General features: G+C 74.1%; 14 protein-coding genes, 1 tRNA gene and 1 pseudogene. 5 read left to right on the top strand and 11 right to left on the bottom strand.

Features of this window, described 5'->3' with window-relative positions; genetic code table 11:
* Positions 1–18: 18 nt before the first annotated feature.
* The gene (locus C1703_RS14945; protein WP_114253123.1) at positions 19–612 is read left to right on the top strand and encodes a helix-turn-helix domain-containing protein; all 594 of its coding nucleotides are present in this window, start codon (positions 19–21) and stop codon (positions 610–612) included.
* Entirely contained in the window at positions 602–772 is a 171-nt protein-coding gene (locus tag C1703_RS39275; protein ID WP_198678175.1) for a hypothetical protein, read from the top strand. The genes C1703_RS14945 and C1703_RS39275 overlap by 11 nt, the downstream gene beginning before the upstream one ends.
* Before the next feature lie 56 nt (positions 773–828).
* Here the strand turns inward: C1703_RS39275 and C1703_RS14950 are convergent, their stop codons facing one another.
* From C1703_RS14950 to C1703_RS14965, 4 genes are all read right to left on the bottom strand, one after another.
* Entirely contained in the window at positions 829–1,620 is a 792-nt protein-coding gene (locus tag C1703_RS14950) for a S16 family serine protease (RefSeq protein WP_114253125.1), read from the bottom strand.
* A gap of 74 nt (positions 1,621–1,694) precedes the next feature.
* A complete protein-coding gene (locus C1703_RS14955; protein WP_114253126.1) occupies positions 1,695–2,336 on the bottom strand; it encodes a helix-turn-helix domain-containing protein in 642 nt (213 codons plus the stop codon).
* A gap of 337 nt (positions 2,337–2,673) precedes the next feature.
* Entirely contained in the window at positions 2,674–4,473 is a 1,800-nt protein-coding gene (locus tag C1703_RS14960; RefSeq protein WP_114253128.1) for a DEAD/DEAH box helicase, read from the bottom strand.
* Between the two features lie 157 nt (positions 4,474–4,630).
* On the bottom strand, positions 4,631–6,097 hold the full coding sequence (locus tag C1703_RS14965; protein WP_114253130.1) for an MFS transporter: 1,467 nt from the start codon (positions 6,095–6,097) through the stop codon (positions 4,631–4,633).
* Positions 6,098–6,290: 193 nt separating this feature from the next.
* Between C1703_RS14965 and C1703_RS14970 the strand changes: the two genes are divergently transcribed.
* Positions 6,291–6,391, top strand: a tRNA-OTHER gene (locus C1703_RS14970).
* A gap of 45 nt (positions 6,392–6,436) precedes the next feature.
* Here C1703_RS14970 and C1703_RS14975 read toward each other — a convergent pair.
* On the bottom strand, positions 6,437–6,925 hold the full coding sequence (locus C1703_RS14975) for a DUF6083 domain-containing protein (RefSeq protein ID WP_114257422.1): 489 nt from the start codon (positions 6,923–6,925) through the stop codon (positions 6,437–6,439).
* Positions 6,926–7,047: 122 nt separating this feature from the next.
* On the opposite strand from C1703_RS14975, the gene C1703_RS14980 reads away from it, so the two are divergent.
* Both C1703_RS14980 and C1703_RS14985 read left to right on the top strand, forming a co-directional pair.
* Positions 7,048–7,854, top strand: a complete 807-nt coding sequence (locus C1703_RS14980) for an alpha/beta hydrolase (RefSeq protein WP_114253132.1) — start codon at positions 7,048–7,050, stop codon at positions 7,852–7,854.
* 23 nt (positions 7,855–7,877) lie between these two features.
* Positions 7,878–8,651 carry a MerR family transcriptional regulator gene (locus C1703_RS14985; protein WP_114253134.1) on the top strand — a complete coding sequence of 258 codons (774 nt, stop codon included), beginning with the start codon at positions 7,878–7,880 and terminating at the stop codon, positions 8,649–8,651.
* A gap of 25 nt (positions 8,652–8,676) precedes the next feature.
* Here C1703_RS14985 and C1703_RS14990 read toward each other — a convergent pair whose 3' ends face one another.
* From C1703_RS14990 to C1703_RS15015, 6 genes and pseudogenes are all read right to left on the bottom strand, one after another.
* Positions 8,677–9,843, bottom strand: coding sequence for an SUKH-4 family immunity protein (locus C1703_RS14990; RefSeq protein WP_114253136.1), 1,167 nt, complete (start codon positions 9,841–9,843; stop codon positions 8,677–8,679).
* A 170-nt stretch (positions 9,844–10,013) separates the two neighbouring features.
* A complete protein-coding gene (locus tag C1703_RS14995) occupies positions 10,014–10,553 on the bottom strand; it encodes an AAA family ATPase (protein ID WP_114253139.1) in 540 nt (179 codons plus the stop codon).
* A complete protein-coding gene (locus tag C1703_RS15000) occupies positions 10,553–12,865 on the bottom strand; it encodes a molybdopterin cofactor-binding domain-containing protein (RefSeq protein ID WP_114253141.1) in 2,313 nt (770 codons plus the stop codon). Before C1703_RS15000 ends, C1703_RS14995 begins: the two co-directional genes overlap by 1 nt.
* Entirely contained in the window at positions 12,862–15,231 is a 2,370-nt protein-coding gene (locus C1703_RS15005; RefSeq protein WP_114253143.1) for a (2Fe-2S)-binding protein, read from the bottom strand. Before C1703_RS15005 ends, C1703_RS15000 begins: the two co-directional genes overlap by 4 nt.
* A complete protein-coding gene (locus tag C1703_RS15010) occupies positions 15,228–16,121 on the bottom strand; it encodes an FAD binding domain-containing protein (protein ID WP_114253145.1) in 894 nt (297 codons plus the stop codon). Before C1703_RS15010 ends, C1703_RS15005 begins: the two co-directional genes overlap by 4 nt.
* 260 nt (positions 16,122–16,381) lie before the next feature.
* Positions 16,382–18,004: pseudogene (locus C1703_RS15015) on the bottom strand (beta-N-acetylhexosaminidase).
* Positions 18,005–18,027 lie beyond the last annotated feature (23 nt).

The following is an 18,027-nucleotide window of genomic DNA, read 5'->3' on the forward strand; positions in this document are numbered from 1 at the left end:
CAAGGATACCTTTGCATCGTGACCGAATCGCAGAACCCACACGTACGGCAGCTCGACGCCCGGTCCCTGCGCGGACTCGCGCACCCCCTGCGGATGCAGTTGCTGGACGCCCTGCGCTTCGGCGGGCCGGCCACCGCCTCCCAACTGGCGGCGAAGCTGGGCGAGTCCAGCGGTGCCACCAGCTACCATCTGCGCCAACTCGCGGAATACGGCTTCGTCGAGGACGCCCCCGAACGGGGCAAGGGACGCGAGCGGTGGTGGAAGGCGGCCCAGCGCGGGCTCCAGTTCGACGACGCCCTGCTCACGGACTCGGACCCGGCCGTACGCGGGGCGGCGGATCTCTATGTGCACGAGGTCGCCACCACGCAGACGCGGGACCTGTCGACCTGGCTGGGCAACCGCGACTCATGGCCCGAGGAGTGGCGGCGCGTCTGGGACATGAGCAGTTGGACGCTGAGCCTCACGCCCGAACTGACGCGGGAGCTCATCGAAAAGATGCACGCGCTGATCGACACCTACAGCGACCGCGCGACCGAGGACACCCCGGGCGCCGAGCAAGTCCGCCTCCACACCCACGCCTTCCCCATCAGGACGGATCAAGATGCACCCTGACATCCACCTCACCCTGCACCACGCCCGCGCCGCGGAACTCCGTGCCGAGGCCGGCCCCCGCCCGGCGCGCCGGCCCGCACTCCGTACGCGCCTCGGCTGGACCCTCATCGAGGTCGGGCTGAAGCTCGCCACCCGGCCCCGGCCCCTCCCCGCCCACTAGGCCCTCTGATGGATCTCCGCGGCGTCGCGACGCCGCGGAGATCCATCAGAACGGCCCTAACAGCTGGGCACGGACCCCTTGCCCGTCTCCAGGGCGACCAGGGAACTCACCGTGCTCTTCAGCGTGGTCACCGGGATGAGCCGCAGGCCCTCCGGCAGCTCCGCCCGCGCGTCCGCGCACTCCGCCTTCGGCACCAGGAACACCGTCGCACCGTCGCGCTTCGCGGCCTGCGTCTTGAGGGAGACCCCGCCCACCGCACCGACCGTGCCGTCCGCTTCGATCGTGCCCGTACCGGCGATGACACGGCCGCCCGTGAGATCCCCGCCGGTGCCGTCGCCGTCGAGCTTGTCGACGATCCCCAGGGAGAACAGCAGCCCCGCGCTGGGCCCGCCCACGTCGGCGAGTTTCAGGCTGACCTTGACATCCTTGGCGTCGAGGCCGAGGTAGCCCAGCGCGGCCTGCGTCGCCGCGTCCTGGGACTCCTTCATCTGCTTCTCGTTGTGCCGCTCGATCTCCTTGACGCTGTCCCCGCTCGGGTAGAGGGCGTCGCGCGGCATGACGGCCTCGTCGGTGCGGAACCAGCCGTCGAGGACGTCGGAGAGCGAGACGCGGGTGTCCGGGGAGGTCGCCACGATGGTCGTCATCCGCAGCTGTCCGCGGGTCTCCCGGGCCGGCGCCCCCGAGATGGTGATCACCGGCTCGCCCTTGTGCTCGCCGAGCACGTTCGCCGTCTCGCCCGGCTGCGCCACCGAGAACGGCAGCGGCGCGAACACCGCCGTGGCGAGCAGGGCCACGACGGGCAGGGCGCAGACGGCGATGGCCTGGGGGCGCGTGAGGCGAGAGAACACGGGATCAATCTAACGCGGGGGCGAGATACGGCCGGCCCCAGGTCACCGGAGCCCGGCCCGAGACACCGCCGTCGTCAGCGCAGTGCGTCCGCGACCTCCCGGGCCGCTTCGACGACCCGCCGGCCGACCCGCTCCGGCACCACGTCGGCCAGCATCACCACGCCGACGCTGCCCTCGACGCCCGTGACGCCCAGCAGCGGTGCCGCGGCCCCGCACGCCCCGGCCTCCAGCTCGCCGTGCGTCAGGATGTAGCCGGGTTCCGCCACCGGGTGCTGCCGGGCGGCGAGGATCGCCTTGCCGGCGGCGCCGCGGTCCAGGGGGTGCCGGAATCCGGCCCGGTAGGCGACGTGGTAGTCCGTCCAGGTCGGCTCGACGACGGCCACGGCGAGCGCGTCCGCCCCGTCCACCAGGGTCAGATGCGCCGTGGCCCCGATGTCCTCGGCCAGTGACCGCAGCGCCGGCATCGCGGCCTCCCGCACCAGCGGGTGGACCTGCCGTCCCAGACGCAGCACACCAAGGCCGACGCGGGCACGTCCGCCCAGGTCACGGCGTATGAGCGCGTGCTGTTCCAGCGTGGCGAGCAACCGGTACACCACGGTCCGGTTCACGCCCAGCCGAAGGGAGAGCTCGGTCACGGTCAGCCCGTGGTCCGTGTCGGCGAGCAGCTTGAGGACCCGCAGTCCCCTGTCGAGCGTCTGGGAGGTCTCCGCGGTCACGACGCCCACTCCTTAGTGGTGAGGTCGGCGGCCCCCCCGGTCGGCGGATGCGTCACCGAGTCCCGTCGGCAACGCGTTCCAGAGGCCGCCGATCGGCCGGCGGCCCGGACTGTCCGGACCGCGTCGCTTCACGGCTGCGCTCCGCGGCGGCGCTGCCACGGGGCGTGTGCGTAGCGGGACAGTAGCGAAGGGGGTTCGCTGAGCGGAAGGCTCCGTCCAGAATCCGGGCAGGGAACGGGTGCAGTGCTCCGATTTGAGGCGGTATACACGCGCCCCCTAAGGGCGCGGGAACTGCGCGAGCAACCACGGACAACCGCAGGCGAGACCAGAGGGCAGGTCACTTCATCCGCGTGGCCCACTCCTGCACCTTGGCGATCCGCTGCCGCAGCTGCCCCGCCGTCGCCTCGGCCGCCGGAGGCCCCCCGCACACGCGCCGCAGCTCCGTGTGGATCACCCCGTGCGGCTTGCCGCTCTGGTGGACGTACGCGCCGACCATCGTGTTGAGCTGCCGGCGCAGCTCCATCATCTCCTTGTGGGAGACCACCGGCCGCCGCTCGGCGGGCAGTTCGAGCAGGTCGGCCTCCTCGTCCGGCTTCTTGCGGCTGTGCGCGATCTGCCGGGCCTGCCGCTTCTGCAGCAGCAGCTGGACCTGGTCGGGCTCGAGCAGCCCCGGGATGCCGAGGTAGTCCTGCTCCTCCTCGCTGCCCGGGTGGGCCTGCATGCCGAACTCGGCGCCGTTGTACATGACCCGGTCGAAGACCGCGTCGGACTCCAGCGCCTCGAAGGGCAGCATGTCCTGCTCGCCGGTGTCCTCGTCCTGCTCCTTGTTCGCCTCGTCCATCTCCTTCTCGGACTCGGCGTAGGGGTCCTCCTCACCCTCCTTCTTGGGCTTGTCGAGGACGTGGTCGCGCTCGCGCTCCATCTCGTTGGCGAAGGAGAGCAGGTCGGGCACGGTCGGCAGGAACACGGAGGCGGTCTCGCCGCGCCGCCGGGACCGCACGAAACGGCCGACGGCCTGCGCGAAGAACAGGGGTGTGGAGATGGTGGTGGCGTACACGCCGACCGCGAGGCGCGGCACGTCGACGCCCTCGGACACCATCCGCACGGCGACCATCCACCGGTCGGTGTTGTTGCTGAACTCGTCGATCCGCTCGGAGGCGCCGGAGTCGTCGGACAGCACGAGGGTCGCCTTGCTGCCGGTGATCTCCCGGATGAGCTTGGCGTAGGCGCGGGCCGAGTCCTGGTCGGAGGCGATGACGAGCGCGCCCGCGTCCGGGATGGCCTTGCGCACCTCGGTCAGCCGCTGGTCCGCCGCCCGCAGCACGGCCGGCATCCACTCGCCGCGCGGATCGAGCGCGGTCCTCCATGCCTGGCTGATGGCGTCCTTCGTCATGGGCTCGCCGAGCCGGGCGGCGACCTCGTCACCGGCCTTGGTGCGCCAGCGCATGTTGCCGCTGTAGGAGAGGAAGATGACGGGCCGGACGACGTTGTCGGCGAGGGCGTTGCCGTAGCCGTAGGTGTAGTCGGCGGCGGACCGCCGGATCCCGTCGTTGCCCTCCTCGTACGTCACGAAGGGGATGGGGTTGGTGTCGGACCGGAAGGGCGTACCGGTCAGCGCCAGCCGCCGCGTCGCGGGCTCGAAGGCCTCCAGGCAGGCCTCGCCCCAGGACTTGCTGTCACCGGCGTGGTGGATCTCGTCGAGGATGACGAGGGTCTTGCGCTGCTCCACGCGGTTGCGGTGCAGCATGGGCCGGACACCGACGCCCGCGTACGTCACGGCGACGCCGTGGTACTCGCGGCCGAGCGGCCCGGCGCTGTACTCCGGGTCGAGCTTGATGCCTATCCGGGCCGCGGCCTCCGCCCACTGCTTCTTCAGGTGCTCGGTGGGGGCGACGACGGTCACCTGCTGCACGACGTGGTGGTGCAGCAGCCAGGACGCCAGCGTCAGGGCGAAGGTCGTCTTGCCGGCGCCGGGGGTGGCGACCGCCAGGAAGTCCCGCGGCTGCTCCTGGATGTACTTCTCCATCGCGCCCTGCTGCCAGGCGCGCAGCTTGCTGGCGGTACCCCAGGGGGCACGGCCGGGGAACGCCGGGGAGAGGTGGTGCGAGGCGGTGCTGGTGCCGGCGGTGGTAGTCACGGTCTCCGTTGGGGGTCGGGCGGCTCGCTCGGGGGAGCCTGACGGCTCGGCTACGTATGACAACCGGGCCACCCTACCGGCGCCCCGGCGCTGCCCATGCGCGGACAAGGCCGGGTCACGCCAGGGTGGGATCCACGTCACAGCCCGGAAGGGCTCCTCACCGCTCCCGCAGCCGGGTGGTCACCCAGGCCCCCACCAGCGCGACCGCCGCCATCGGCAGGAACACCGCGGTGAAGGCGGCCGGGTGGGAGCCGGAGGCGTGGGCGGTGGTGTGGGTGACGGTGCCGCCGCCCAGGGCGGCGAAGGCCGCGCCACCCGCGGAGAGGAGGAGGACGTTGGAGAGGCCGTCGGAGATCTGGAGGGCGGCCGAGTTGGTGCCGGCCTCCTCGGGGGCGGAGAGCTTCAGCAGGAGCACGCTCGTTGCGGAGATGACGAGCCCCATGCCGAAGCAGCCGAAGGCCCAGGCGACGGCGAGGGTCCACACCGGCACGGCGTCGATCAGCACACTCGGTGCCGTGGCGACGGCCGCCGCCACCAGCAGCATCCCGACGGTCGTCAGCCGCTCCCGGTACGGTTCGAGCCGCGACCGCGACTGCGCCCACGAGCCCAGCGCCCACGTCCCGCCGCCCGCCGCGAGGGAGAACCCGGCCAGCGTCGGACTGAGCCCGCGCTGGGTGACCAGCATCAGCGGCACGAACGACTCCGCGGCGACGAACGACCCCGCGGCGACGCCGCGCAGCAGCACGACCGACGGCAGCCCGCGGGCGGCCCGGTAGGTGCCGCGCGGGAGCAGCCCGAGCACGGCCGGGACGAGCAAGGCGATGCCCACCGCCCCGGGCAGGAGGGAGAGCGGGCGCAGGTCCTGGGCGGCGTACTGGAGCAGGCCGGCGCCGAGGGAGATGGCCAGGGCGAGGCGGATGCGGCGGCGGTCGAGGGAGGCCTTCGCGCCGGCGTCGGCCTGCTCCCCCACCGGCCCCGCGGCCCGGCGCCGAATCTGCGGCAGGGCGAGCGCGAGCGGAAACACGACCAGGACGGGTATCCCCAGGAACACCCACCGCCAGCCGAGCCGCTCGGTCACCGTGCCGGCGGCGAGGGGGCCGACGATCGACGGCAGGATCCAGCTCGCGGCGAACGCGGCCATGATGGCCGGCCGCAACCGCTCCGGATAGGCCCGCCCGACGACGACGTACAGCGCGACGATCACCAGTCCGCCGCCGAGCCCCTGCACGGCCCGTCCCAGGATGAACACCCACATCGCCCCGGCCGTCCCCGACAGCAGCAGCCCGGCCCCGAAGGAGGCGATGCCCGTCGACAACGGCCCGAGCGGACCGCGCCGGTCCGACCACTGCCCCGCGAGCACCATCCCGAACAGGCTGGTCGTGAAGTACCCGGAGAACGCGAAGGCGTACAGCGACACCCCGTCCAACTCCCGCGCCGCGACGGGCATCGCCGTACCGACGGCGGTCGCCTCGAAGGCGATGAGCAGCACGACGGAGACGATCCCCACGCTCAACGCCCGGTACGCCCGCCCCAGCACGCCCTCGTCCCCCTCGGAGAGCGAGGACGGTGCGGCGGCATCCACGGCTTCCACGGCATCGGTGTCACGCGGCTTCGGGACGGTCATGCCCGCCAGCGTAAGGTCCGCGCACCACTTCGACCCCTGTCGCGAGACGGGACCCTTCCTGCGACCTTGGTCGTACGCCCTTCTTTCGACAGCCCGTTCCATGAACGGCGTATGGCAGTCGCGTTGCAGCCGACCGGATGCCCGTGAGCCCCACTTCCACGGCGCCGTACGGTCACTGCGTCGAGTTCGACCAGGCCGTGTGCCGGAGTGGTTGAGGGGCTCGCCTGCGCTGCATCCATCAGCGAGCTCCGCTCGCGGGGAGTTACGCGGGTTCGAATCCCGCCATGGCCTCCACACACGCCTGCCAGGGGTCGCCCCGCTACGGCGGTGAAGGCGTCGTCAGCCGGCGTTCGGGAGCGCTCCCGGGGCGGCGTCCCGGACGGACTGGCGCTGGGCCCGGCGGGCGTTCTCCGCGCGTACCGCGTCCAGCCATCGCCAGAGGCCGATCTCCTCCAGTCTCAGTCCGGGGCAGGCGATCCGGTGCGGTACGCGGCACACCGCGCCGGGCGCGGGCTCGTCCTCGCGGCTGTTCCAGGCCGTGCCGTTGGCGTCCACGTACCAGCGGTGCCACGCGGGCACCATGTGCGCGGGCACGGGCAGGTCCGGTTCGAGGAGGACGTGCCAGCCGTAGTAGGTGACACACCGGTCACCCACGAGTCCGCAGTTGGGGCAGACGGGCGGGGCGGGTGGCTCCGGCCCGGTGGCGCCTTCCAGTGCCGCCTGGGCGCGGTCGGTCTTCTCCCACGGCTGCGGCGCGTCGGGCGGCCGCTGGCGGTGTCCGTCGGGGTCGGGTAACGGGATGATGGTCGACTCTCCTGTGTCCCCCATGGTGGTGAGCATGAGGGAGGCGCCCAGGAGGAGGGGAGGGCGCGTGCCGGGCGCAACGGGGGCTCGATCGGGCCGTTCCCGCGCTTGACCCTGACGCAGGGGCAGCCTCTGAGCATGTCGGCATGACTGTGCGAAGCGACAACGCCCCGACCCGGCTCACCGTGCGGCACGACGGTGTCACCATCGCGGTGTCCCGCGCGGGCCGGGGGCGGCCTCTGGTGCTGTGCCCGGGGCTGAACTGCACGCAGGCCGATCTGTCCGAGCTCATCGGGCTGTTGCGGCGGGACCACGACGTGGTGACCTTCGATCTCCGGGGGCACGGCTTCTCCTCGGCCGCCGGGCGGTACTCCTTCGACGCGTTCCTGGGCGACCTCGCCGCCGTGCTGGCGGCGGTCCGGTTGCCGTCGGCGCCCCTGCTCGTGGGGTATTCGCTCGGCGCCGACCTGGCCGTGCACCACGCGGCCGCGTGTCCCGACGCCGTCGCGGGGCTGGTGCTCATCGACGGCGCGAACCCGTTGCCCGAGCCGTTCCTCACCGACGCCGACCTGGCGGAGTTCCGCGCGATGGCACGGGACGAGGCCGAGCGGCAGCGGAACAGCGGGCGCCAGGTGTCGCTCAGCGCCGAGGACATCCTCGCTCTGGGGCTGGAGATGGACGTGGTGCGGGCCCGGATCCTCGACCAGTACGCGAAGATCGAGCAGCCCGTGCACATGATCATGTCCAGGGCGATCGCCGGCGGCAGCGGCGCGGGCCGGGCCCCGCGGCACAACCGGCTCTGGCGCGCCGGTGTCGAGCGGCTCGTCCGCGCGCGGCCGGACATCGCCGCCTCCTGGCTCGAGGCCGATCACCGGCTGGTCTTCACCCACGCCCCGGACATCGCCGGGATCATCCGCGACGGACACCGTCCGGACGGCGGGCCGGTCTCCTGAAGCGGCTGCGGGAGACTGGCCCCATGCTGACCATCGGCGAGCTGGCCTCGTACGCCGGAGTGACCGTGCGCGCGGTGCGGCACTACCACGCCAAGGGGCTGCTGCCGGAGCCCGAGCGGGACCACTCCGGCTACCGGCGGTACGGCGCCGATGCCATCGTCGAGCTGATCAGGATCCGGACGCTCGCGGAGGCCGGGGTCCCGCTGGCGCGGGTGCGGGAGTTGCTCCGGGCCGGTGAGGAGGAGTTCGCCGCGGCGGTCGCGGACATCGACAGACGGCTGGCGGCGGAGATCCGCGAGCGGCAGCGGCACCGCGCGCGGATCGCCCGCCTCACCTCGGGGGACGGTCTGGCGCTGCCCCCGGAGGTGGTCGGGTTCCTGGAGCGGCTGCGGGCGCTCGGGGTCGACGAGCGGATCGTCCGGGCCGAACGCGACGGGTGGATCCCGCTCGCCGCGCGCTTCCCCGAGCGCGTCGGGGAGTGGATCGCGCGCAAGCAGGAGCAGCTCGCCGACCCCGAGTTCGTCGACTTCTATCTGACCCTGGGCGAGGCTCTCGACCGGGGCGACGACGACCCGCGGCTGGTCGAACTGGCCGACCGGGTGGCCGCCTACATCACCAGGCTGGCCGAGGAGCGGGGTGAGGAGTACGTCGGCGTTGCCGGCGTCGAACCGGCGCTCGCGGCGCTGATGGACACGCTGGCGTTCGACACCGTGTCCTCCGCCCGTCGGCTCATCGAGCTGCTCGAACAGCGCGGCTGGGCGGGATGGACCCGGCTCGAGCGGGTGGAACCGACGTGACCCGGGGGCCGGGGCCCGGGGTGTCTCACAGCACCCCGCCCGCCTCGTCCTGGAACGCGTCCGTCCAGTAGTGGCGGCCCGAGCCGCCCGCCGTGACACCCGTCGGGTCGACCGCCGACAGGACCTGGAGCATCGTCATGGCCAGCTGGTCGTAGGTGTCGGTCGTCAGCTCGTGGGCCGACTGCTCGTCGATCGCCCGCTCGCGGTGCAGGAGCCAGAGGGTGAAGGCGAGCGTCGACACGTCCGTGTTCAGGGGGTACAGCGTCGCCTCGGGCTCGCTCCAGTTCAGGACCGCGCCCGTCGCGCCGTCGACGACCAGGCTGTTGTCCTCCACCAGATGGCCGAGGCGTATCAGGCGGTCGGCCCCGGCGGGGAGGCGCGCCGGGGTGTCCGCGTCGGCGTGGTACTCGGTCAGGGTGGCCAGCGGGACGTCCGTGTCCAGGGAGAAGACGTGGGCGTCCTCCGGGAGGCCCACCTCGCGCAGGAAGCGGCGGGTCGGCTCGTGCGTGAGCGTGGCCGGGAAGTCGACGTCCTCGAAGCGCGCCACCTTGCCGGGGCCGAACTCCTGGTCCAGCAGGCGGTGCGGGAGGTCCAGGGAGAGGCCGGAGGCGCCGCCGCGGCCCGCGACCAGGGACAGGGGGCGGATCAGCGCCGCCATCTTCCAGAACGGGGCCGGTTCGCCGTCCGCGCCGTCCCGGAAGACCGCCAGGAGGTGCTGGGACGCCTCCGCCACCGCCTTCGGGCCGTAGCGGCCGGCGTAGGAGGCGAACTGGCCGCGCAGCCCCGCGAGTTCGTCCGTCGCCTCCGCGAAGCGGACCAGCGTCCGCAGGGAGGGGGCCAGGGGGCGGCGGTCCATGAGGTCGGGCCGGTCGTGCAGGAGGTGCGTCGTCGAGACCTCGCCCGTCGCGCCGTCCAGCAGGACCGATTCCGTCTCCAGGCCCGCCGGGCCCAGGAGTCCGCCTATCACCAGCTGCTCGCGCAGCTCGGCCGACAGCCGGCCGTCCGCCTCGCCCGTCGAGTCCGCCAGCGTGCGCAGGCCGTCCCGGCGCAGCCCGTCGAAGCTCAGCACGCCGCTGTCGGACGGCAGGCCGGGCCCGGTCAGCCAGTGCCGCGTCGACGCGTGTGTCACCCACGGGTCCAGTTCGGACTCGGTCAGGGTGATCACCGCGGCACCGGCGTCGGTCGTACTCATGGGCTCCCCCGCATGTGCTTGCTCACCATCCCCTGGCGGAGCACGGCAGACCGCCCGGCCAGGCCCGGCAGCCGTCCCCCACTGCCCAGAACACTACGCCCCACCACTGACAACGCCCCGGAACAGCGACACGTGCCCAGCGACCACAACGCGCCCGTCTCTCATGACGCTCAGACGACCCTGGCGCGTTCCCTTCCCGCCAGAATCTCCTCGACCGTCTGCTCCACCGTCAGCTCCGAGGTGTCGAGCCACAGCCCGATCCGCGGCGTCCGCGCGCGCAGTTCCTCGTCCAGCGCCCCGACCGTCCAGCCGCCGCCGTATCCCGTCTTCGGCCGCGCCGCCTCCCGCGCGGCGACCGCCTCGGGGCGCGGCGCGAGGACGACCACGTACAGCGGACGGGTGCGCACCAGGCCGGTGTACGCCCTCAAGTCCTCGCCGAGCACCACGTCCTGGACGACCGCCGTGAAACCGGCCTCGGCGTACGCGTCGGCCGTCGCCGCCGACAGCCGGTAGCGCAGGAGGAGTTGGGCCCGCGCCTCGCCGTCCGCGCCGGGGGTGTACTCCTCCCGGCCCGTGACGATCATGCGCCGGAACGCGTCGCCGCGGACGTGCGCGGCCCTCGGCAGCGTCTCGGCCAGCGCCTGCGCGACCGTGGACTTGCCGGCCGCCATGACGCCGGTGACCAGCACGACCCCGCCCGCGAGGCGCATCAGGAGCGGTCCGTGACCACCGCGGCCTGCGGGCGGATCGGCAGCCGGTTCACGGGGCGGCCCGTCGCGGCCCGCACGGCGGACGCGATGGCCGCCGGGGACGTCACGACCGGTACGGCGCTGACCGCCTTGGCCCCGAACGGCGCGACCACGTCCCGTTCCTCGACCAGCCGGACGATGCGGATGTCGGGCGCGTCGAGGGCGGTCGGGAGGGCGTATCCGGTGAGGTCCGGGTGGCGGATCAGGCCGCGCGGCGTGCGGAGGTTCTCCGTGAGCGCGATGCCCAGGCCCTGGGTCACGCCCCCCTCGATCCGGGCGGCCAGCTGGGCCGGGTTCAGGACCCGGCCCACGTCCTGGGCGACGGCCAGTTCCACGACCCGCACGGAACCGAGCTCGATGTCGACGTCCACCACCGCGCGGATCGCGCAGAAGGCCATGCCCACGAAGGCGTCGCCCTGGCCGGCCTCGTTCAGCGGCTCGGTGGGGTGCGGGCGGCACTGGGCGGTGGCCCACAGTTCCTTGCCGTCCATCGCCTCGCTGACGGTCGTCGAGAGGACCCCGTCGTACGAGGTGATCTTGCCGTCGGTGATCTGGAGCAGCTCCGTGGACATGCCGAACTTGTGCGCGAGCGGCTGGAGGAGCTGCGTCCGGACCATCTTGGCCGCGCGCTCCACCGCACCGCCCGACACCCACGTGTGCCGGCCGCGGCAGCCCGCGCCCGCGGGGGGCTGATCGGTGTCGACGGGCGCCACGTGCACCTCGTCGATGCCGAGGGTCTCCTGGACGATCTGCCGGGCCAGCGTCGTGAAGCCCTGGCCGGTCTCGACGGCCGCGCACAGCACCGTCGCGACGCCGTCATGGACCTTCACGGTCGCCGTGGACACCTCGTCCGCGCCCTCCGCGCCGAGCATGTGCACCATGCCCACGCCGTAGCCCACGCCCCGGCGCACCGCGCCCGGTTCGCCCGCGCCCTCGGGACCGCCGGGCAGCAGCCACTCGTCCTCGGGGGTGTCCTTCGGAAGGGGCGGCAGGGGGAAGTCCCGGACGGCCTGGAGCAGTTCCGCGACCGGGGCCGGGCAGGTCACGGTCTGGCCGGTCGGCAGCACGTCGCCGGTCGCCATGGCGTTGCGCAGCCGCACCTCGGCCGGGTCGAGGCCGAGCTTCTTGGCGATCTTGTCCATCTGCGCCTCGTAGGCGGCGCAGACCTGCATGGCACCCTCGCCGCGCACATGGCCGGACGGGGGGTTGTTGGTGCGGACGGCCCAACCCTCGATGAAGGCGTTCGGGACGACGTACGGGCCGCAGGCGAAGGCGACGGCGGCGGCCAGGGCGTCGGCGGATGTGTCGGCGTAGGCGCCCGCGTCGAGCAGGATCTGCGCCTCGACCTTGACGAGTCTGCCCTCGCCGTCGGCGTGGTGCCGGTAGCGCAGCAGGGTGGGGTGGCGGTGGGCGTGGCCGAGGAAGGACTCCTCGCGCGTGGCGGTGAGCTTCACCGGGCAGCCGGTGCGCAGCGCCAGCAGGCCGAGCGGCAGCTGGAAGCCCTGGTCCTCGCGGTCGGCCGTGGCCCCGGGGACGCCGGTGACGACGACCTTCACGCGCTCGGGTTCCAGGCCGAACGCGGCGGCGGCCGTGTCGCGGTCGGCGTGCGGGTCGGTGGAGGCGAGGTACAGCTCCACGCCGCCGTCCGGGCGCGGTACGGCCAGGCCCGCCTCGGCGCCGATGGGCGCGGGGTCCTGGCGGCCGATGCGGTACAGGCCCTCGACGACGATCTCGCCGGCCGCCTCCGGGTCGCCGTGGCGCAGCGGGATGTGCCGGATCAGGTTGCCGTCGGGGTGCAGCGGCTCCGCCTCGAAGGCCTGCTCGGGGTCGGTCACCGGGTCGAGCACCTCGTACTCGACGATGACGGCGGCCGCCGCCATGCGCGCGGTGTCCGGGTGGTCGGCGGCGACGGCGGCGATGGGCTCGCCGTGGTGGCGCACGACCTCGGAGGCGAAGACCGGGCGGTCGGCCTTGCCGCGGCCGTGCAGCGGGCTGCCGGGGACGTCCTCGTGGGTGACGACGGCGCGGACGCCGGGCATCTCGCGCGCGTGGGTGGTGTCGATGGACACGATGCGCGCGTGCGGGTGCGGTGAGCGCAGCACGGCCGCCCACAGCAGGCCCTCGGCCCACAGGTCGGCGGCGTACGGGAAGGTGCCCTCCGTCTTGGCGCGGGCGTCGGCGGCCGGGAGGGAGGCGCCGAGGCCGTGCGGCAGTGGTTCGGGGGCGGCCTCCGCGGCCTGTGCGGCCTGCGCGGTGGCTGCTTCGTTGCTCACGCCTGGCCTCCGTCCTGGCCGTAGGGCTGGTCATGCGGGTCCGGGGAGTGCGGGTCCCGCGCGTGCGGGTCCTGCGCGTGCAGTTCCTGCCCGTGCGGTTCCTGCGGGTGCCGTTCGGGGGGCGCGCCGAAGGCCGACGGGTGTACGCCGCCGGCGCCCGGGCCCGCCTGGTGCGGGATGCGGGCCTCGTCGGCGTCGCCGTCGGCGGGCGCGGCGTGTGCCTCGCGCTCGGCGACGACCTCCTTGACGGCGTCCACCACGCCCCGGTAGCCGGAGCAGCGGCACAGGTTGCCGCACAGCGCCTGGCGGGTCTCCAGCTCCGTGGGGGCCGGGTTGCCCTCCAGCAGGTCGTGCACGGTCATCGCCATGCCCGGGACGCAGAAGCCGCACTGCACGGCGCCGCAGCGCGCGAGCGCCCGCTGCACGTCCGAGGGCTGCCCGTCCTCGGCCAGGCCTTCCACGGTACGGACCTCGCTGCCGGCGGCGGTCACGGCCGGGACCAGGCAGGAGGCGACGAGCCGCCCGTCGACCTGGACGTTGCACGCCCCGCACTCGCCCTGCGAGCAGCCGTCCTTGGCACCGGCGAGCCCGAGCCGCTCACGCAGCACGTACAGCAGCGACTCGCCGATCCACGCGTCGGTGACGGGGCGGTCGGTGCCGTTGACGCGCAGGACGTAGGAGGCGAGGGGGTGCTCCTCCTGCGGGGCCGTGGGCGATGCGTCCTGGGGGGCGGCGGACGGGTCGTCCGGGGTGTCCGCCGGGTCGTGCGAGGCCGGGGGGTCCTCCGGCGCCGGGTCGCCGGGCGTCTCGCCGTCGGCGCCCGGGGCGTCGGCGCTCTCCGGTCCGGCCTCCGCGTCCGCCATGGCCGGGAGGGGCTCGGCGGACGACTCGGCCGACGACTGGGCGGGCGGCTCGGCGGGGGCGTCAGCGCCCTCCGTGGCGCCTGCGGCGCCCTCGGCGGGCTCACCGGGTCCGGGAGCGGCTTGTGAGGCCTCCTGGGCGCCCTGGGCGGGTTCGACGCCTTCCGGCTCCGCCGCGTCCGCCACCTCCACCGCGTCCGCCTCCGGTGAGGGCGCGAGCGCGGGCTCCTCGGGGAACTCCCCGGGGTGCTCGGCGTACGGCTGCTCGGGGGCGTGACCGGCGGGTGCGGGCTGCTCGGGGGCGTGCGCGTCGGGGCCGGGGTGCTCGGGGGCGTGCGTGTCGGAGCCGGAGTAGTCCTCCGGGGTGTGTACGCCCGCCTGTTCCGGATCGTGGCCGGTGAAGTGGGAGGGGTCGGCGAAGCCGGACGGCTCCGGCGCGTGGCCGGCCGCCGACGGTTCGCCCGCGTGACCGGCTTCCGTGGGCTCCCCCTGCGCCTGACCAGCGGTCGGCTGCCCGGGCACGGGCTCGCCCGGGCCCGCCTCGGGCAGGTGGCCGCCGTGGGTCGGGTCCGACTCGGGCGGCAGGTGGCCGCCGTGCGTCGCCTCCGTCTCCTGGTGCAGGGGCGCGGCAGGCGGCTGCTCCGGGGCGGCGTATCCGGAGGCCGGCCCGGGAACGCCCGCACCGTACCCATGGTCCTGGTCGTGCCCGTACCCCTGCTCCTGGTCGTACCCCTGGCCCTGCTCGGCGCCGTGCGGGTAACCCGTGCCGGACGGGTCCTGCGCGGCGGGCTCCTGCGGAGCGGGCTGACCCCACGGCTGCCCGGCCGCCTGGGTGGCCCACGGGGCGGGCGCGCCGCCCGGGAGCGTGGCCGGTGGGGTACCGCCCCACTGCTCGACCAGCGCGGACGTGGTGAACTCGCCCGACTCGTCCGGAAGGTCTCCCCCGGCGACGGGGATGGACCACTGCCCGGTCACGTCATGGCCGGGCGCGGCCTCGGCCCCCGCGGCCTCCTCGAAGTTCCACTGCCCGGTGGCGCCGGGGTGGTACGTGAAGCGGTCGTCCCCGCCGTGCGGCCGCGCCCCCGCGTCGGTGCCGTACGGCGTACCGGAGCCGTACGGCGCGCCGGAACCGTAGGGCGCGCCGGAGCCGTAGGCCGCGTCAGAGCCGTAGGGCTGCTCCCCCACGTCCTGCCCCTGCTGGTGCACCGCGTGCGGGTCGTGCGGGTCGTGCCACTGGGCGCCGTCGACGGGCGCGCCGGGCGCCGGCCACGCGCCGGTGGCGGCGGGGTCGGTGCCGGCCGTCGTCGCGGGATTGACCGTTATCTGCGGCGGTACGTAGCCGTGGCCGGGCGCGGCGAGGGGGCTGTCGGCGGCCAGCAGGGCGTCGACGCCCCCCTCGGGCAGTTCGACGAAGGCGGTGGCGCCGTCGTCGTACTCGCCCTGGGGCAGCGGGTCCCAGCGGCTCCCGCCCCGGGGCGTGCCCTCTCCGTGCTGGTCGTCGGTCACGACAGCGCCCTCCCCAGTGCTCGTCGGGCCAGCGCGGCGACGGTGCGCCGCAGGTGCAGTACGGCGGGCGGGAGCTGCGGTACGGAGCCGTCCTCGCCCGGGGCCGCGTCGGGGATGCAGGCCGCGGCGACGTACTCCCCGAAGGCGCTCAGGGCCTCGGGGACGAGCGCGCGGTTGTTGTCCCAGTCGATGAGTTGGCCGACCCACTGCTCGGCCTCCAGGGGCCGCAGCGGCATCGGCGCTATGGCGCCCACCGCGCAGCGCACGCCCCGGCGCGCGGGGTCCAGGACCAGCGCCACGGAGGCGACCGCGCGGCCCGGGCCGGTGCGGCCGGTCGCCTTCAGGAAGACCTGCGGGGCGTGCAGCAGCGGCACGCGCACGTAGCCGATGAGTTCCCCCGCGCGCAGCATGTCCATCCCGGCGAGCAGGTGCGACACCGGGATCTCCCGGCGGGCGCCGCCCGGGCCCGCGATGATCAGGGTGGCCTCCAGGGCGGCCAGGACCGGCAGCGCGTCGCCGGTGGGGGCGGCCGAGGCGATGTTGCCGCCCAGGGTGCCCGCGTTGCGGATGTGCGGCGGCCCGGCGGCGCGCGCGGCGGCGGCGAGCGCCGGGATCAGGGCCGCGAAGTCGGGGCGGCCCATGCGCGCGTGCGTGAGGCCGGCGCCGAGCAGCGCGTGGCCGTCCTGGTACTGCCAGCCGCGGATCTCGCTGATCCGGCCGAGTCCCACCAGCGCGGCGGGCCTGAGCTGCCCGGAGTTGACGGCGGCCATCAGGTCGGTGCCGCCCGCGACGGGCACGGCGGCGGGCACGGCGGTGAGAGCCGCGACGGCCTCGTCCAGCGTCGTGGGCAGCGTGACGGCCTGCGCCGCCTGCGGTGCGTGCGTGGTCAAACCGGCTGCCCCTTCCCGCTGCCCCACCTGGTCCCACCTGTGCTGCCGTACGGTACGTGCTGACAGGGCGGACGTGGCAACTCTGGCACATCTTGGCGAGAGCCGAAGACACGGGTCCGCTAGGAGGCATTCGCCCACCTCACCGGCGAGATGGTCCGTTTTCGCACGGCTTCGCCAGTGCGTGCCGATTGGCACTTTCGGTGACCCTTGTGCGCTTTTTCCGTGGCCTGTTCGAGCTGTTCGGTCGCAACGGCCGGGTGCTACCGCCGCGGAGGCGGGCCGTCGATCGGGCGGCCCGGCACCCCGGGTCGCCGCTGCCAGGGCAGCGGGCCGGCGGGTGGCCGGTAAGCGACGCCCAGGGCGTCGAGCCGCCGGTAGTGGGCGGCCATACGGCGCTCGAAACCGGCGAAGTCCCGGTCCGCCGGGGCGGGCAGGGCGCTCCAGGCGACCTCGGCGAAGGCGGCGAGCCGGGGGAACGCCTGGTAGTCCACGCGCGCGGGGTCCTCCATCACCTCGGTCCACAGGTTGGCCTGGGTGCCCAGCACGTGCCGGGCCTCCTCGGGCGTCAACTCCGGGGGAACGGGCTCGAACCGGTAGACGTCCTCCAGGGTGCGCACCCACCCGATCGGTACCGGCTCCTCGGGGCCCGGGGCCTGACGGTGGTCCAGGTACACCTGCTGCTCGGGGCACATGACGACGTCGTGACCGGCCCGGGCGGCGGCGATGCCCCCGGCTTAGCCGCGCCAGGAGGACACGGCCGCGCCCTCGGCCAGGCCGCCCTCCAGGATTTCGTCCCAGCCGATGAGCCGGCGCCCGCGCGCGGTGAGCCAGGTGTCGAAGTGCCGGACGAACCAGGACTGGAGCTCGTCCTCGTCCGCGAGCCCGAGTTCCCCGATGCGCGCCTGGGCCGTCTCCGACCGCCGCCACTGCTCCTTGGGGCATTCGTCGCCGCCGATGTGGACGAACTCCGAGGGGAACAGCTCCAGCACTTCCTCGAGGACCCCCTCGTAGAAGCGCAGGGTGTTGTCAGTGGGGGCGAGTACGTTCGGGCTGATTCCCCAGGTGTCCCAGACGGAGAGCGCGGAGGTGTCGATGACGTCGGTGTTGCCGAGTTCCGGGTATGCGGCGATGGCGGCCTGCGAGTGTCCGGGTACGTCGATTTCGGGGACGACGGTGATATGCCGCTCGGCCGCGTAGGCGACGATCTCGCGGATGTCGTCCTGGGTGTAGTAGCCGCCGTGCGGCTTCTCGTCCCACAAGGGGGAGGCGCGGTGGCCGGTTTTCGTACGGGCGCGCCATGAGCCGATCTCGGTCAGTCGCGGGTGCCGCTCGATCTCGATGCGCCAGCCCTGGTCGTCCGTCAGGTGGAAGTGGAAGACGTTGAGTTTGTGCGCCGCCATCAGGTCGAGGTAACGCAGCACGCCTTCCTTGGGCATGAAGTGCCGGGCGACGTCGAGCATCAGGCCGCGCCAGCGGAATCGGGGCGCGTCCTCGACGGTGACGGCGGGTACGTCCCACGCCCGTTTCCCGGACACCGGCGCCCGGCGGAAGGCCTCGGGGCCCAGGAGCTGACGGAAGGTCTGGGCGCCCCAGAACAGGCCGCTGGCGCTCGCCCCTTCGATGAGGGCCCCGCCGGCGCCGACCGTCAGCCGGTACGCCTCGGGCCCGCCCAGGTCCGGCCGGACGCGCAGGCGGACACCCTCGTCCGCGCCGCCGGTGCGCGGGTCCAGCGGCAGTCCGGTCGCCGCACCGACGGTTGTCCGCAGCCACCGCGCGGCCCGCTCGGCACCGGGGCCCGCCTCCACGCCGGTGTCCGCGTCGAGCACGAACCCCGGCCCGTTCCCGGTCTCGATGCGCAGGGGCGCCGGAATCAGGCCCGTCACAGGAGGAGTCACATCAGGAGGAG

Source organism: Streptomyces sp. Go-475 (genome assembly GCF_003330845.1).
GTDB lineage: Bacteria > Actinomycetota > Actinomycetes > Streptomycetales > Streptomycetaceae > Streptomyces.

Excerpts from the sequence above, each read along its gene's own strand:
- C1703_RS14985 (WP_114253134.1), top strand. The coding sequence starts at position 7,878 with ATGCTGACCATCGGCGAGCTGGCCTCGTACGCCGGAGTGACCGTGCGC.
- C1703_RS39275 (WP_198678175.1), top strand. The coding sequence starts at position 602 with ATGCACCCTGACATCCACCTCACCCTGCACCACGCCCGCGCCGCGGAA.
- C1703_RS14975 (WP_114257422.1), bottom strand. The coding sequence starts at position 6,925 with ATGGGGGACACAGGAGAGTCGACCATCATCCCGTTACCCGACCCCGAC.
- C1703_RS14965 (WP_114253130.1), bottom strand. The coding sequence starts at position 6,097 with ATGACCGTCCCGAAGCCGCGTGACACCGATGCCGTGGAAGCCGTGGAT.
- C1703_RS14980 (WP_114253132.1), top strand. The coding sequence starts at position 7,048 with ATGACTGTGCGAAGCGACAACGCCCCGACCCGGCTCACCGTGCGGCAC.
- C1703_RS14995 (WP_114253139.1), bottom strand. The coding sequence starts at position 10,553 with ATGCGCCTCGCGGGCGGGGTCGTGCTGGTCACCGGCGTCATGGCGGCC.
- C1703_RS14990 (WP_114253136.1), bottom strand. The coding sequence starts at position 9,843 with ATGAGTACGACCGACGCCGGTGCCGCGGTGATCACCCTGACCGAGTCC.